We start from the raw sequence: 16,316 nt of genomic DNA on the forward strand, positions 1-16,316 counted from the left end.
GCAGACGTAATATTGTCAGGGCAGCCACCGACCGACTATCTGAGCTGTCCAGCAGGGATGCCGTCCTCTGCCCGGCTTTCGGCGATCGCCTCGACTTTATGCCCGGCCTCCTCCAGCCTGCGCTGGCGGGGGACCAGGACGGTCACCACGGCCCCGATAAGTGCCACTGCCCCGTAGATGTAGAAGGCCGTGGACCCGCCGACCCCCGCGGCGGCGAGCCAGCCGCCGATGATCGGACCGAGCACCCCGCCCAGCCGTCCCACGCTTGCGCACCACGCGACCCCGGCCGCCCGGGCATTGGTGGTGAAGTAGTTGGACTGGAACCCGTAAACCAGTACCTGGGTGCCCAGTGTTCCAACCCCCGCGAGGGCGATAAAGGCAAAGAACAGCGGCAGCGGAAAGCTGAAGGTCATGAGCGTCAGGGAGATGGTGGCCAGTACGAAGGTGGCGGCGATGACCCGCTGGGGGCCACTCTTGTCCGCGAAACGGGACGCGAGCAAACCGCCGACCACCGCGCCAAGGTTGAGTGCCAGTGGGAAGAACAGGGAGTACGTCCGCCCGTAGCCGTAGCCCTCCATGATTTTTGGCAACCACGTGTTGAGTCCGTAAGTCAGCAGAAGGCCTGAGAAGGACATCAGGCCCAGCAGAATGGATGCCACGGCGAACTGGCGGGAAAATACGGCTGCAAAGCCGGACTTGTGCGGCGCGGCGCCCACCTGAAGGATCACCCGCTCTTCGATGAGCGGGACGCCGGTGCGCTGCGCGGCGGCCAGGGCGTCCTGTTCACGGCCCCGGGACAGCAGCCAACGCGGTGATTCCGGGAGCTTGCGCCAGGCAATGGGCAGGAGAACGACGAGCGGCAGGGAGCCGATGATGAACAGGCCGCGCCAGCCGATGCTGTCAAGGAACAGGATGCCCAGGATTGATGCCAGGACGCCGCCTGCCGGGACCCCTGAATAAACAATTGCGTTGTAGAACTGCCGCCTTCCCGCGGGCGCGAACTCAGCCATGGTGGCGCCGGCACTGGCAATGACCAGTCCCAGGCCGAGTCCGGTCACAAACCGCATGGCACCGAAAGCAGGGACGCTTGTGGTCAGGGCCGTGGCGAACATGCCGACGGAGAACCAGGCGATGCCCAGGAGCATCAGCCGGCGCCGACCGAAAAAGTCGCCGACGGCGCCGCAGATCAGTGAGCCCACGAGTACTCCGATGAGGGCCCAGGACCCGAGGAGGCCAGCTGCGGCTGCATCAAACGGTCCGATCTGGCTTGGGTCCGCGAGCAAACCCGGAAGGACAGTGCCGTAAACGACGAGATCGTACCCGTCAAACAAGAGGGCTGTGCAGATGATGAAGGCGACCCAATTGGCCGTGCGCGCCTCCTTTCGTGGATTTTCGGCGATATCGACATGCGATTGTGTCACGGTCCCCAAGTCCTCTCTGGGCGAAGTGGAGGCGCTGCGGCGCCGGGAGGATCCGAGGGGCCGTCCTCCGAGTGCTTCCAGCCTGACAGAAGTGTGACGCATGCCATATGAGGTAAATGTCCGGGTTTTGGCCGGGGTGGTATTGAGATGTTTTCGATTATCAACGGAACGTTTTATGCACTCAATTGGTAAAGGAAGGCTGCTAGCGGAAATTCGAGAGAGAAACGCCGAATCGAGCCTGAAGGCTTTCGGTGAGCCGCTGGGCGTCGTGGCCTGTGGGCGCAGGGACCGTATCAGTCCATACGATCTGGATATGGAACGCCGGGGCAGGAACGCTGGTACGGGTTCGGACGCGTGTATAGGCTGGCAGGATGATCAACCGCGCACGCCTGCACTCAGACCTGTCCCGCCTGGGCAGGGAAACGGACATGTTCCTGGCCACCGTCGCGTCCTTGTCCGACGAGGAGATGACCGCGCCCTCGCTGTGCGAGGGATGGACCCGGGCCGATGTCATCGCCCACGTCGCATCCAGCGCCGCGCCCTGGTAAAGCTCATCGATTGGGCTTCCTCCGGTGAGGAACGCACCCTGTACGCCTCAAGCGAGGCCCGCTCCCAAGCGATCTCCGCCCTGGCGGCCCTGCCGCGGGAGGAGCTCATTGGAGAACTGCGGGAATCCGCCCGGAACTTTGCCGAGCAGGCCCAGCGGCTGGGCGGGGAGCTCGCAGCCCCGGAAGTGCAGGTGAGCGGCAAGACGATCCCCGCCACTTCCATCGTGGCGCTTCGAATTGCCGAGGTGGTGGTGCATCACCATGACCTCAACACTGCCTGGACCCTCGAGGAGGCCGACCCCGATTCGCTGTTGAACGCCCTCGAAGCCGTGGTGCGGTCGCTGCGTGCCAAGGGCGCCCCGGGAATGACACTCGTGACCGAAGAGCGTGACGAGTGGGTCATCGGCGACGGCGGCTTGCACGTTGTGTCCGATCGCGAGGGCCTGCTCCAGTGGCTGGCCCGCGGGGACGCCGAAAACATTGATGTGGACGGCCCGGTGCCGGCACTGCCTTCCTGGTGAGCGGACCGCAACGAAGGACGGTGTCAAAGCCAAGTTCGTGATCGAATGCGCCGACATCAACGAGGCCACAGACCAGCTGGCCGACGGAAAAGCCGTCCGGCAGGTCATCATGTTCAACGCCGTGGACGCTGTGGAGAATAAGCCCCGCCCAGCCCGGCACGCCTTCGGAAATCCGGCGCAGGGGAGGCAAAACATGGTCCGGGCTGTTTGCCCCTGGCCCGCCCGAATGTGACAATCCCGCGTCACACTGTCAGCATTAAGTAAATGAGCACAACTCATTTATCCAGGCCCGCCGCCCCAACGCAGGGCGATACCTCCTTTTTCGGCCACCCAAAGATGCTGGCCAGCCTCTTCTCCGTAGAAATGTGGGAGCGATTCTCCTTCTACGGCATGCAGGGAATCCTGCTCTACTACATGTACTTCTCGGCCGCCAAGGGCGGGCTGGAGATTGAGCAGGGCCTGGCGGCCGGCCTCGTCGGCGCCTACGGCGGCGGCGTTTACCTCTCCACCATCCTCGGCGCCTGGCTCGCGGACCGGCTCTTCGGTTCCGAGCGCGTGCTGTTCGGCTCGGCCATCATGATCATGGCCGGCCACGTCGCCCTGGCGCTCGTGCCCGGCATTCCCGGCCTGATCACCGGGCTCGTGCTGGTGGGCGTCGGCTCCGGCGGGCTGAAAGCCAACGCCACCGCCCTGGTCGGCAGCCTGTACGGCGAGAAGGACGAACGCCGCGACGCCGGTTTCTCCATCTTCTATATGGGCATCAACGCCGGCGCGCTGATCGGCCCGCTGGTCACCGGGTGGCTCCAGGAAAGCCAGGGGTTCCACTGGGGCTTCGGCGCCGCCGCCGTCGGCATGGCCTTGGGCCTCGTGATCTACTCGCTGGGCCGCAAGAAACTCCCCGCAGAAACCCACCGGGTGCCGAACCCCCTGCCCGCCGCGGAGCGCACGCGGTACGGGCTGATCTTCTTAGGGCTCGCCGTGGCCATCGCGGTGCTGCTGGTGACCGGCACCGTGAACGCCGGCAACCTCGCCCTGTCCATGGCCTACGCGGCCATCGGCGCGTCCGTGCTGTACTTTGCCCTGATTTTCAGCAGCAGGAAGGTCAGTGCCACCGAGCGCCGCCGCGTGACGGCGTTCATCCCGCTGTACATCGCCTCGGCCGCGTTCTGGGCGCTGTTCCAGCAGCAGTTCACCTTCATCGCCGTGTACTCGGAGGAGAAGCTGGACCGGAACCTGTTCGGTTGGGAGATGCCGGCCGCCTGGGTGCAGTCCATCAACCCGGTGTTCATCATCGTCTTCGCCGGCATCATGGCCGCCCTGTGGACCAGGCTCGGCCGCAAGCAGCCCGGTTCCGCGCTGAAGTTCTCGATCGGCCTGTTCGTGATGGGCCTGGCGTTCCTGGCCTTCATCCCGCTGGCCGGCGGCGGCAAGACCCCGCTGCTGGCGCTCGTGGGGATCCTGTTCCTGTTCACGCTGGCGGAGCTGTTCCTCTCCCCCATCGGCCTGTCCGTGACCACCAAGCTGGCACCCAAGGCCTTCCACACCCAGATGGTGGCGCTGTTCTTCCTCTCCGTGTCGCTGGGCACCACGCTGGCCGGCATCCTGTCCGGCCTGTACAACCCGAAGGACGAGCTGCCCTACTTCATCGGCATCGGCGGAACCGCCATGCTTCTGGCCGTGGGCCTGGCTGCCGCCTCGCCCGCGATCAGGAAACTCATGGGCGGCGTACGCTGACCCGATGAACGCCGGGCGGCTGCTCGCGGCACTCATGGACTGACCGAAGCGCAGTGCAGTTGCCCGGCTCCGTGCCCGACGGGCGTCGTACGTCCCTCCGCACCATGTCCGGCGCCCGCTGTGTCGGGCATGCCGGATTCCGTAAACACCCTGAAGCCGAGGTCAGGATCATACCCGTGGACCTCGCGGGTATCCAAGGCTGCCATGAAGTTCAACGTGTTTGCAGTGATCACCTGCCCCGGCACCAGAATGGGGAACCCGGGCGGATACGGCGTCACGAAGCCGGCGGAGACCACTTCGGCTCCCGAGGAGACCCTTCTGTCCAGCTCGTCCGGCGCCATGTATTCAGTCGCGCCGGCCTTGTAGGTCTCGAAGTAGGCGGCCCGCAGGTTCCCGTCAGGCGTCGCGTCGTCATGCCGGAAGCGATCGGCGAACCGGCTGAAATCCGGGAGCGCGGGCGGTGCGCTGCTGAGGGCGCTTACACGGGCAGCGCGTGCCGTCAGCCCACGCGGACCAAGGGTCCGCTGCTCCGTATCGAAAGATTCGGCGAGCTTGACGAGCACCTCCACGAGATACGCAACGGCGCTGCGCGACGTGCCGATGTTGGTCATAAAGAGCACGCTGTTGCGGGAGGTCTTGTTGACCTGTATCCCGTATTTGTCCATCAGGTGATCGTGTTTGAAAGTGTCACCGTCGATTCCGGTCAGTCCGATGTCCAGCGTCAGGCGGCTGGGGTCGACCACGAATTCGTCCCGCCGCCAGGCCTCGTCAAGGACAGACAGACCTTGGCTAAGCGGCATGGAGCAATCCGTTTCCCGGTATTCGGCCGGAATGAGCTCCCTCGATCCCAGGACCCGGAAGTACTTTTTCAGCAGCGGATTCCGGGCCACGGCCTGGGCGATGCTGACCGCAAGATCAGCCTGCTTCTGCACCAGCGAATAGCCCTCCAACTCCACCTGGCGCCGGCCAATGTCGAGTGAGGCGAGGATCTGGTAGTTCGGCGACGTCGACGTATGCGTCATATAGGCTTCGCGGAATGCCTCTCCGTTCAGATGCTCGAAGTCCTGATCGAACACGTGAACCATGGATCCTTGCCGCAAAGACGTCAGGGTCTTGTGCGTTGACTGGGTGGCGTAGACCCGAAGCCGCGCCTTGGCCGGATCCGGGATCAGCCGGGTCCTGAGCCAGGCCTCGTCATCGGCTGGTTCCCCCGTTTCCTGGTCCCAAAGCGATTCAGCCTGTTCGGCGTGACGGAGCGCAAAATCGGGATCCCTGAATTCGGACTCAAGCTTCCTGGCCGCCGCCATTGCTGTCCGGCGCCGGTAGACGGGGTGGAAACCCGCGAAGGCGAACCAGGCTTCATCCCACAGGAACACCAGGTCAGGTTTGATGGCCAGGCACTCCTCCATGACCCGCTCGGCGTCATAGACAATGCCGTCGAAAGTGCAGTTTGTCAGGGCGATCATTTTGACGTCATCCAGCCGCCCCGCACGCCGGTAGTCAAGGAGCATCTTCTTGATGCTGGCCAGCGGCACGGCCCCGTAAAAGGAGTACTGGTCCAACGGGTAGGCATCGAGATAGGCCACCTGCGCACCGGAGAGCATCAAGGCGTAGTGGTGGGACTTGTGGCAATTACGGTCGACCAGGACTACGTCGCCAGGGGCGACGATGGACTGGTGGACGATCTTGTTCGCGGTGGAGGTTCCGTTGGTGACGAAGAATGTCTTCTCCGCCCAACGCCCGTGCCGCCAGCGTCTGGGCTTTCTTGATTGAACCGTGCGGGTCCAGCAGGGAGTCGAGACCCCCGGAGGTGGCCGATGTTTCAGCCAGAAGCAGGTTCAGCCCGTAAAAATCGGCCATGTCCTTGATCCACGGTGAGTTGCCAACGGAACCGCCGCGGGAAATCGGGAGGGCATGGAAGACACTGGCTGGTCGGCGGCTGTATTCCTGCAACGCCGTGAAGAACGGCGTCTCGTAGCGGTCCGCCACTCCAGCCAGCAAGGACAGATGCAGATCCAGGCGATCCTCGCGCCGGAAGATCCTGGCGAACCTGCGGGTCAACGAGCCTGCAAGGCCTTCGATGGCAACGCCCGCCACAAGATAGACGTCCAGCTCTGGCCGGAGCCCGGCGATCCGTTCGGCCAGCCGCAAAATCCGGTCGATGGGGCGGAGGGCTTCAAGATCGTCCTCGAGGTGCCGGGCGAGGAACTGCAACAGGTCCGTTCCTGTCGGCTGGCCGCTATGGTTGGTGAAGCCTGGCCGGAGGACGCACGCTTGGATGTCGGGATTGAGCAGGACCGCAATGAGTGCGTCCTCATAGGAAGGAACAACGTTGACTTCGTAGCTGAAGGCATCCGCCGGCCTGCGCTGGCCGAGCATGTCGCTCTTCAGTGCCTCCGCTTCCTGCTCTGTGATGTCGTCAACCACCAGCACTTCGAACGTGGGCCGGTCCGGAAACAGCTCAGGTCCTTCCGGGGCCCCGTTTTCGACCGGGACGTGCGGCTCCAGGCCGTGTTGGAACTGTTCCGGCGCAGACTGGATACGGCACACCCGGCGCTTGACCCTTTCCACCAGGTCAAAAGCCTCGCCGTAGTCACCTGCGCTGATGCAGCGGCGCAAGCGGGCCACGGCCTCCAGCCCTGGAGACGACCAGTACAGCTCGATGGCGTCCAGCAATCCGAGGGCCCGCCGAACCTGGCCATGAAGGCCGTTCTGGTTTCCCGGGGACGAGTCTGCCGCGCTCAACTGTTTCATGGCGTAGCCGAGGAAATCCCACGCGTCGGCACGGACGCGCCAGGCCCGGCTCGGGGTGCTCATTTCCGGTTCGACGCGATGTGATGAGGAGGCGGCGTCATTGTTCATGTCTTGGATTTTCATGCTTTCTCGTAGAGTCCGGGGTGGAATGCGTGTTCGTTCTGGGACGTTGCCTAGGGAGTCGTCTCCAGATGAGCAGCCGCCGTCGCGTCAGAGTGCCGTCTCCGCCGCTGGGATGCGTACCAGCCAAGGGACAGCAGCGGGATCAGAAGCAAAAGGGACGCCAGCACCCAGCGGCCGGTTTCCGAGAAACCCATCGTCACCAGGACGAAGGCGAGGAAGCCGAGCGTGAGATAGGAGGTGTAGGGCGCACCGAAAAGCCGAAACGATGGACGTTGTGCCCTGCCCTGCCTGACCCATTTCTGAAGTCTGATGTGGCAGAGGATGATGGTTCCCCACCCGCCGATGATTCCCACGGCCGATATCTCCAACACGATCTCAAAGACCTGCGACGGCACCAAGGCGTTCAGTCCCACACCGACAAGGGTGACGACGGCGGTGAGCAGGATCCCGCCGTAGGGGACCCCGTTCCGGCTCATCCTGGCTGTGAAAGCGGGAGCCGATCCGTTGACCGCCATGGACCGTAGAATCCGGCCCGTGGAGTACAGCCCGGCGTTAAGGCTGGACAAAGCGGCCGTGAGGACCACGAAGTTCATGATCGAGGCCGAGACTGCTCCGGTTTCTGCGGAACCCAAATGGGAGAAGAACGTCACGAAGGGAGATTCGCCGGCCTTGTATGCCGTGAACGGCAGCAACATGGACAGCAACAGGACGGATCCGACGTAGAAGACGGCAATCCTCACAACTACCGTGTTGACGGCCTTGGGCATGACCTTTGCCGGATTCGCTGTTTCGCCCGCGGCGGTACCGACGAGTTCAATCGCCGCGTAGGCAAACACGACGCCGCTGATGGCCAAGAGAGGCGCCACAGCCCCGGTGGGGAACACCCCGCCGTTGTCCAGGATGACGCCAAAACCCGGTGTTCCGACGTCGGTCTTGCCGCCCAGGACGATGAAGCACACGCCGACGATGAGAAACGCGACAAGCGCGGCAACCTTGGTCAGTGCAAACCAGAACTCCATCTCACCGAATACCTTGACCGAAACCAGATTCAGTCCGAGCACCACAACCAGTGCAACCAAGGCGATCAGCCACTGCGGAACGTCCCGGACCGGCTCCCAGTACGGCGCCCAGAACTTCACGTAGAGGGCCACGGCTGTTACGTCCACGATGGAGGTCATCGCCCAGTTGAGGAAGTATAGCCACCCAGCGGTGTGCGCCATTTTTTCGCCGTAGAACTCCCGTGCGTAGGAAACAAAGGATCCCGACGACGGGCGGTAGAGCACCAACTCACCCAGCGCGCGCAGGATGAGAAAAGCGAAGAAGCCGCAGACGGCATAAACCAGGATCAACGCCGGTCCTGAACCGTTGAGCCGGCCGCCGGCGCCCATGAACAACCCCGTGCCGATGGCACCGCCGATCGCGATCATCTGGATCTGCCGGGGCTTGAGGGTCTTGTGGTAGCCGGTTTCCTCGTTGGAGAAATCCTGCGCGGCCATCAATCTGTCGCCGAGCAGTTCCCTGCTGTTCTCTAGGGCATCCGCCCGGTCTAGCTGTGGATCCAAGTCGTTGGTTTTCATGAGATTCCCAAAATTTGTTGGAGGAGACAAGCGAGTGTCAGCCGGGGCAGGACGAAGTACCGCCAAGGAAGGTCCTGCTCGCCGATTTGCGAGGCGAAGTCCCCGCTGTGTGAGGTCCTCCCAGGCGGGGCCGGGGAGGCGGGAGGTAAAGCGTTCAGTGCCGCTTCAATGTCACCGCGGCTGCAAAACTGAACGGACGTGCGGTCTTAGCGAGCTTGTCACTACTGGGGTCTCCTTTGACTCCTGTACCGCGCTCAGCGGTGGAAAAGTTGAAGCGTTCTTGCCGCTCCCTGCGCACCTTTGCGATGGGAGGACGGTATCCAACTCTAGATCCAGGGCGATAAATTTAACTTGGCAGGGCCGACAAATTCACAAATGCAGAATTGTGCCGGATGCCAACTTTGTTGATCCGATGGGCGAGTAACGTTCATGGCTGTGGCACTGGCCATCATTGACAACTTCGACGGGGAAGGGCCTGAACGCAGCAGTGGAACCTGAGGAACTCGATGGGGTCGCTGTCAGTGTCACGCTCAGCGATATTCTTGAAGACATCGGTGTGGATAACGGTCAGTTGCTGATAGCTCCTGCGGCTGACAACGAAAGAGTCAGCGAGACAGTCATCGTTGATTCCGAGGACAGGGACCCTGTCCGCCCGGGGGCGCTTGTCCTTCTCGTTGGCGCGAGGGGCCGGGCAGCACTGCCCAAGATTCGGGAATTGATCCCGGACAACCCCGTGGCCATAGCGGTCAAGGGCACCGATAGCGAGCTCGCGGCGGTTCTGGAACTCCTGCGTCCAACGGGAATCGGCCTTATTGCCGTTTCGCCGTCGACGCGGTGGGGCCAGATCGAGGGCATAGCGATTGACCGCATCAGGGAATCGCTCCCTTCCGGGGATACCTCCACGTTGATGCAACGGGATCTCTTCGGGATCGCGCAGACGACGGCAACGCTCGCGCACGGGCACGTAATCATAGAGGACACCGCCAACAGGGTCCTGGCGTACTCCCCCGCGTCCAACGACGTGGATGAACTGCGCAGGCTGTCGATCTTGGCGAGACGGGGGCCGGAGCGCTACCAGAAACTACTCAAGGAATCCGGCGTTTACAAACACCTGCAGGCCGGTGAGGCGCCAATCCACATCCCGGCAAATCCTGAAGAGGGCCTCCGCGAACGTGTCGCGATTGCCATTCATGCAGGTCGGAGGGTTCTGGGCTACATCTGGCTGCAGGAAGGAACCGAAGGCCTTGCTCCCAACACCGACAGGATCCTGGTGGGATCTGCCCGCCATGCAGCAATCGAACTGGTGCGGCACCGCAATGAACAATCCCAGTCCATGCGTCGGGACCGTGTTTCAAGCCTGCTCAGCAGCACTGCCCAGAGTCATTCCCAGGCCCAATCCGCAGGGCTCGATCCGTCCAAGCCTGCAGCCCTTGTGCTCGTTTCATCAGGTGGCCTGAATCAGGCAGCCCCCGGACTGCAGCTGAGACGGGGAGAGCTGGCCAACCTGATCTCCATTCATACCGCCGCCTTCAGGCACGGCGCCGTAGTGGGCACGCTTGGACTCGAGACAGCAATCATCTTGCCGGATCTGGACCCGGATAAGTCACCCGCGGCTATCAGCAGGCTCGTCAATTTGATTGTCAGAGACGCCGGCACCCACCTTGGCCTACAGGTGCAGGCTGCCATCGGACCCGTAGTCGAGCGGCTGGACCGCCTGCATACTTCGCTTGAACACGTCCGCAACGTGCTGAAGGTCCTCAAGGACACTCCGTCCATGCGCGTGGCCTCTTTCAGCGAGGTGGAGACGACGGTCCTGGTCAACGAATTGCTTGAACTGATCGGTTCCAATGACCGTCTTCGCCACAAAGGCATCACGCTGCTCTGCGCGCGATACCCCGAATTTGCCATCACGCTGCTGGCATACCTCGAGTCCTTCGGCGACGTGAACCAGTGCGCTGAGCAGCTCCTGATCCACCGGAACACTGTCCACTACCGGCTCCGCCGATCCTGCGAGGTCGCGGGCATCGACCTCCAGGATCCGGGCCAGCGGTTACTCGCCCATCTTCAAATCCGGCTCTGGACGGAATCCGAAAACCGGTAACAGTCTGTAAGCCACGGAGAGCTCGCCCCGGCAGCCGGCTGAAAGTATCAACAATTCATCCAGCAATCACCGCGATTACGCACGTGGTCATCCCTGCCAGCACGTGCACATCCCCCGAAACAGAAGTAGAGAATCATGGACATCCAAAACCTGCTGGACGATATCGTCGGCTCGATCAAACCCCATATCGGCCAGGGGGAAGTAGCGGGCTATATCCCCGAGCTCGGCTCAGTGCGGGCCGATCACTTCGGAATTTCTGTAGCAACCGGCGATGGGGAAGTGTTCTCCTCCGGGGACTCGGAAATGGCATTCTCGATCCAGAGCATTTCAAAGGTGTATGCGCTGGCGCTGGTGCTCGCCGGCGACGGCGACAGGATCTGGAAGCGCGTGTTCCGGGAGCCGTCCGGCAATCCGTTCAATTCGCTGGTTCAGCTTGAGCACGAGGACGGCATTCCCCGTAACCCTTTCATCAACGCGGGCGCACTCGTGGTCACGGACAGGCTCCTGAGCGTCTCCCAGGACGCTTCCACGGCTGTTCGCGATCTGCTCCGGACCGAAAGCGGAAACGGCTCGATCCAGATCGACTCCATAGTGGCCGATTCGGAGGCCCGGAACAGCAACCGGAATGCCTCGCTGGCGCACTTCCTGGCCAGCTGCGGAAACCTGGACAACCCGGTGGAAGAAGTCCTCGACGCCTACATTAGTCAGTGTTCCTTGGCGATGAGCTGCACCGATCTGGCGTTGGCCAGCAGATTCCTGGCCCGCAACGGGCTACGCGCAGACGGCACTGCCCTGCTTTCCCCGGCCCAGACCAAGAGAATCAATGCAGTGATGCTTACCTGTGGAACCTACGATGCCGCAGGTGAATTCGCCTACCGCGTGGGCCTTCCCGGCAAGAGCGGTGTAGGCGGCGGGATCATCGCTGTGGTGCCCAACAACTGCACCATCTGTGTATGGAGCCCCGGGCTTGGGCGTTCGGGAAATTCCGTTGCAGGAGTCGCCGCCCTCGACGAGTTCACCACGCGAACCGGCCTGTCCATTTTCTGACTTCGGAACCGACAGATCGGGCTGGCAGTTGGCGGTGGCAAAAAGCCTCCGGTGCTGGAAGCCGGCTTTAGGCGCCGTAGCCGCGATACCTGGCACTGCCCATGGCCAGCGAAAAGATCACGATTACCAGCACGGTGATCGCGATTCCCACGTAGCCCAGAACAAGGCCCGCAATGGCCATGCCCTTGCCGGCAGGCTCCCGGGTCAAGGCCAGGTGCCCCAGGATGACCGCGGCGATCTGCGTCAGGATGAAGAACCCGAACCCCAGGAACACGGCGATGCCGCAGCACAGGCTCGCGATGCTCAGGCTCTTGGGCGCGGGCGGCACCCCGTAGTAGCCCGGCTGGCCGTACGCGTTGTAGGTGCTTCCCGGCTGGCCGTACGGCTGCTGGGTCGGTGCGCCGTACGGCTGCGGGGTCGGTGCGCCGTACGGCTGCGGGGTCGGTGCGCCGTACGGCTGCGGGGTCGGTGCGCCGTACGGCTGCGGGGTCGGTGCGCCGTACGGCTGCGGGGTCGGTGCGCCGTACGGCTGCGGGGTCGGCGCACCGTAGGCGGTGCCATAGGGGCTTCCCGGCTGGCCGTACGGATCCTGGGCCGGGATATGGGGCGGCGGTCCGTAGCCCTCCGGCATCCCGTCGTTACCCTGTTTCGGCTGGTCAGTCATGGATCGTCACCCCGTGGATCGTCCCCTCGTGAAGTCTCTGGACTCAGGGTACCGCCGCCCCGAACCAAAGAGCAGGATATTTTCCGCGTCACAGGGACCGGATTCCGCCTAAATCGTGTTGCCGTCCGCCGTCGTCTGGCATGCTGGTGCCATGGCTAGCCGCGCGGGCACAGTTGCCCAACCCCAAGACCTTGTTGACCTCACTGCGCTCCTTGATGCGTACTACGACGTTTCGCCGGACCTGGGGGACCCGGGCCAGCGGGTGGCCTTCGGCACCTCCGGGCACCGTGGCTCGAGCCTAAAGGCGTCCTTCAACGAACCCCACATCCTCGCCATCACCCAGGCGATCGTGGAATACCGTGCGGGCCAGGGCATAACCGGCCCGCTGTACATGGCGAAGGACACCCATGGCCTGAGCGAACCGGCGCAGAACTCCGCCTTGGAGGTACTCGCGGCCAACGGCGTCCACGTACTGATCGACGCCCGCCACGGCTACACCCCTACCCCGGCCCTGAGCCACGCCATCCTCACCCATAACAACAACTCCCCGGCCGGGGCACCGCAGGCCGACGGCATCGTGGTCACCCCCAGCCACAACCCTCCCGGCGACGGCGGCTTCAAGTACAACCCCCCCCATGGCGGCCCGGCGGACACCGACGCCACAGGATGGATCGCCAACCGCGCCAACGAATTGCTGGAAAACGGGCTCCGCGGAGTCAAGCGCATACCCGTGGCGGACGCCCTGGCCGCCGACACCACCGGCAAGTTCGACTTTCTCAGCAGCTATGTGGACGACCTCCCCTCGGTACTGGACCTGACTGCCATCCGCGAGGCCGGCGTGCGGATCGGCGCCGATCCCATGGGCGGCGCGTCCGTGGACTACTGGGGCGAAATCGGCGAACGCCACCACCTGAACCTCACCGTAGTGAATCCCACCGTCGATCCCCAGTGGGCCTTCATGACCCTCGACTGGGACGAGAAGATCCGGATGGACTGCTCCTCGCCCTCGGCCATGGCGTCGCTGATCAGCCGGATGGCCGCCGACAGTTCCGGCAAGACGCCGTTCGACATCGCGACCGGAAACGACGCCGACGCCGACCGGCACGGCATTGTCACACCGGACGGCGGGCTGATGAACCCGAACCACTACCTCGCCGTCGCGATCGACTACCTCTACCGCCACCGGACCGGTTGGAACCCGAAGTCCGTGATCGGCAAGACCCTGGTGTCCTCCTCGATCATCGACCGCGTGGCCGCAAGCCTGGGCCGCAAGCTCGTCGAGGTCCCGGTCGGCTTCAAATGGTTCGTTCCGGGCCTGCTCTCCGGCGAAGGGGCCTTCGGGGGCGAGGAGTCCGCGGGCGCTTCCTTCAACAAGATGGACGGCAGCGTCTGGACCACGGACAAGGACGGCATCCTGCTGGCGCTGCTTGCCTCGGAGATCACCGCGGTCACCGGCAAGTCGCCCTCCCAGCTCTACAAGGGCCTCACCGACCAGTTCGGCGACCCCGTCTACGCCCGGATCGACGCCGCTGCCACCCGTGAGCAGAAGGCCGCGCTGGGCAAGCTGTCGTCGTCGGACGTCACCGCAACGGAACTGGCAGGCGAACCCATCATCGCCAAGCTGACCGAGGCGCCCGGCAACGGCGCGGCCATCGGCGGGCTCAAGGTGGTCACCGAGAACGCCTGGTTCGCGGCGCGGCCATCCGGCACCGAGGACGTCTACAAGATCTACGCCGAGTCCTTCAAGGGCGCGGAGCACCTCAAGCAGGTCCAGGCCGAGGCCAAGGCACTCGTGGACGGGGTCATTTCCTAGGGCTCAGGCGCCGCCCCGCGGGCGGGCCGCCGTCAGGCTGATTTGTCCTCGAGGAGACTCGCGGCCAGCACCGAGCGGTTCCGCCCAAGGGTCTTGGCCCGGTAGAGGGCCGCGTCCGCCGACGCGGCCAGCGCCTCAAGGTCCACACGGCCGGGGGCGGTGCCGGCAATCCCATAGCTCACGGTGGGCAGCCGAGGGACCAGCGTGGACTGGTGGGACTGGAGCCGCCGGCTGATGTCCGCCGCGATTTCGCTGGCACGTTCGGGCGGCACTCCGGGCAGGAGCAGGATGAATTCCTCCCCGCCGTACCGGCCCACGAGGTCCGTGGAACGCACCGCGGCAGTGCAGGCGTCTGCGAAGGCCTGCAGCGCGGTGTCTCCGGCGGAGTGCCCGAACTGGTCGTTGATCAACTTGAAATGGTCCAGATCGGCCAGGATCAGCGTGGCGGTGGTCCTGGCCCGGTTGAGCCTGCGCAGCTCGTCCCGGGCAAGGTCCATGAACGCCGTACGGTTGAGCAGCCCGGTCAGCCCGTCCACCGTCGCCCGGGCCCGGAGGTCCTGCGTCTGCTGTTCGTAGCTCAGCTCGGCCATCGAGAAGGACGCGACGACGAGGAGCACCGACGAGACAATGGTGGTTGCGGCGGATCCGAAGACCGAGGTGAAGATCCGGCCGTCGCGCCCCTCCACCACAAAGGCCACCAGACGGCCCAGATAGTAGGCGGCCAGGATGCATGTGGCCACGGCCAGGGGACGGTGCACGCGGGAGTAGCTGTGGTCCAGCAGGAACAATTCCCGGGACGATAGCCCGATCAGGATTGCCATCAGCGCGAGGAAGACGGCACCCCCGGCCCAGTTGTTCGTCGCGGGGTGGTCAAGCAGCGAGGCCACCGCGGCTGCCGCAGGACCGGCCGCGAGGTACCAGATCCCTGGCACGGCAGTCCGTAGCGAACGGGCTCCCGCCCACACGCTGGCCGAGCCGGCAACGAGCACCACGTTCCCCAGCGGGTTTGCCCATACCTGGTGCACGGTGCCGTTCAGCAGATACGCGGCGGAGCCGGTAAGGAAAAGGGTCAGCGCCAGGCACCACCAGCCACTGTAGGCCGCACGGGTCCGGCGGAAGGTGATGAAATAGAAGAGCAGCAGCAGCGTCAGCGACACGATAGCGAACGCAACCCGAAGCGTCGACGTGTCCAGCGTCATGTCGTGACCCCCCGGTCCACACTCGATGGCCCGATAGTGATCGACCCAGCATCGCAATTGACCCCAGTATGGCACCCCGGCCCGAAAACTGTGACGCCGGGCTACGGGTCAGGCGCTCCAGAGCCGTAGGACCCGCCGGGTAGCGTGCCCGCCGTCGGGCGCCATGTCCACCAGCCCGATCAGGTCCAGGACCAGCACGTCGCCCGCACTGAGCCGCTTTTCGCGGAGGTGGGAGACGTGCGGGCGGTAGCCGCCGAGGGTGTAGCCCGGGGTGGGGATCCGGCCGGGCAGTGCCCCCACGACCTGCACCAGGGCCTCATGCAGGGTCTGCAGCGCGCCGCTGGGCTCAATCAGGCTGACCGGGACCGCCCCGGTCCGGCCGAAGCCAGCCTCCGCGCCGACGGTCATCGGGCTACCCAGCGCCGCCGCGACCGGGGCGTCCATCAAGGCGGCGATCCGTTCGGCGAGCGGATCACCCGGATCGGGCTCCGCTGGGGGCGCCACGGGGGCACCCCGCGCACCTTCGCCCGCTGCGATCCGGGGCCCGACGACGTCGAACTTCACCAGGGTGATGTGAAGCGGCCAGTCATCCCGGGGGAATTCGAGCCCCTCGGTGACGGGCTCCAGGAAGGCCACCACGATCAGGTTCCGCATGGGGCAAGTCTGCCACGGCAGCGCGCAACGCCCTATGGCCCGGGCTCCGCTGCGGACTAAGATGTGAAGTGGCCCTGGATGCAGGCCTTGCGCTCAACCGCATATTTGCGTCCCGTGTGCCTCCGGCCTGTCCCCCATGGTGCCGGAGGCACCTCCGCGA

At 64.3% G+C, this 16,316-nt stretch carries 11 protein-coding genes and 1 pseudogene; 5 read left to right on the plus strand and 7 right to left on the minus strand.

The window, feature by feature from the left end; genetic code table 11:
• Positions 1-35 precede the first annotated feature (35 nt).
• Positions 36-1,421 carry an aromatic acid/H+ symport family MFS transporter gene (locus E5206_RS02290; protein WP_205759987.1) on the minus strand — a complete coding sequence of 462 codons (1,386 nt, stop codon included), beginning with the start codon at positions 1,419-1,421 and terminating at the stop codon, positions 36-38.
• Between the two features lie 467 nt (positions 1,422-1,888).
• Between E5206_RS02290 and E5206_RS02295 the strand changes: the two are divergent.
• Both E5206_RS02295 and E5206_RS02305 read left to right on the plus strand, forming a co-directional pair.
• Positions 1,889-2,490: pseudogene (locus E5206_RS02295) on the plus strand (maleylpyruvate isomerase family mycothiol-dependent enzyme).
• Positions 2,491-2,754: 264 nt separating this feature from the next.
• Positions 2,755-4,224, plus strand: coding sequence for a peptide MFS transporter (locus E5206_RS02305; protein WP_136321079.1), 1,470 nt, complete (start codon positions 2,755-2,757; stop codon positions 4,222-4,224).
• A 32-nt stretch (positions 4,225-4,256) separates the two neighbouring features.
• Here E5206_RS02305 and E5206_RS19800 read toward each other — a convergent pair whose 3' ends face one another.
• The 3 genes from E5206_RS19800 to E5206_RS02315 form a co-directional block, all read right to left on the minus strand.
• On the minus strand, positions 4,257-5,909 hold the full coding sequence (locus E5206_RS19800) for a hypothetical protein (RefSeq protein ID WP_346763474.1): 1,653 nt from the start codon (positions 5,907-5,909) through the stop codon (positions 4,257-4,259).
• Entirely contained in the window at positions 5,857-7,086 is a 1,230-nt protein-coding gene (locus E5206_RS19805; protein ID WP_346763463.1) for a hypothetical protein, read from the minus strand. Before E5206_RS19805 ends, E5206_RS19800 begins: the two co-directional genes overlap by 53 nt.
• A 65-nt stretch (positions 7,087-7,151) precedes the next feature.
• On the minus strand, positions 7,152-8,597 hold the full coding sequence (locus E5206_RS02315; RefSeq protein ID WP_240690105.1) for an amino acid permease: 1,446 nt from the start codon (positions 8,595-8,597) through the stop codon (positions 7,152-7,154).
• A 568-nt stretch (positions 8,598-9,165) separates the two neighbouring features.
• Between E5206_RS02315 and E5206_RS02320 the strand changes: the two genes are divergently transcribed.
• The gene (locus E5206_RS02320; protein WP_136321081.1) at positions 9,166-10,779 is read left to right on the plus strand and encodes a PucR family transcriptional regulator; all 1,614 of its coding nucleotides are present in this window, start codon (positions 9,166-9,168) and stop codon (positions 10,777-10,779) included.
• Between the two features lie 135 nt (positions 10,780-10,914).
• The gene (locus E5206_RS02325) at positions 10,915-11,826 is read left to right on the plus strand and encodes a glutaminase (RefSeq protein ID WP_136321082.1); all 912 of its coding nucleotides are present in this window, start codon (positions 10,915-10,917) and stop codon (positions 11,824-11,826) included.
• 67 nt (positions 11,827-11,893) lie between these two features.
• On the opposite strand, the gene E5206_RS02330 is transcribed toward E5206_RS02325, so the two are convergent.
• Positions 11,894-12,490 (minus strand): DUF4190 domain-containing protein, encoded by a 597-nt coding sequence (locus E5206_RS02330; RefSeq protein WP_136321083.1) that lies wholly within the window; start codon positions 12,488-12,490, stop codon positions 11,894-11,896.
• 151 nt (positions 12,491-12,641) lie between these two features.
• Between E5206_RS02330 and pgm the strand changes: the two genes are divergently transcribed.
• Positions 12,642-14,303 carry a phosphoglucomutase (alpha-D-glucose-1,6-bisphosphate-dependent) gene (pgm, locus tag E5206_RS02335; protein WP_136321084.1) on the plus strand — a complete coding sequence of 554 codons (1,662 nt, stop codon included), beginning with the start codon at positions 12,642-12,644 and terminating at the stop codon, positions 14,301-14,303.
• Positions 14,304-14,335: 32 nt separating this feature from the next.
• Here the strand turns inward: pgm and E5206_RS02340 are convergent, their stop codons facing one another.
• Positions 14,336-15,502: a GGDEF domain-containing protein gene (locus E5206_RS02340; protein ID WP_136321085.1), complete on the minus strand. Its 1,167-nt coding sequence runs from the start codon at positions 15,500-15,502 to the stop codon at positions 14,336-14,338.
• A 108-nt stretch (positions 15,503-15,610) separates the two neighbouring features.
• The gene (locus E5206_RS02345; RefSeq protein ID WP_136321086.1) at positions 15,611-16,156 is read right to left on the minus strand and encodes a 2'-5' RNA ligase family protein; all 546 of its coding nucleotides are present in this window, start codon (positions 16,154-16,156) and stop codon (positions 15,611-15,613) included.
• Positions 16,157-16,316 lie beyond the last annotated feature (160 nt).

This window comes from Arthrobacter sp. PAMC25564, assembly GCF_004798705.1.
GTDB lineage: Bacteria > Actinomycetota > Actinomycetes > Actinomycetales > Micrococcaceae > Arthrobacter.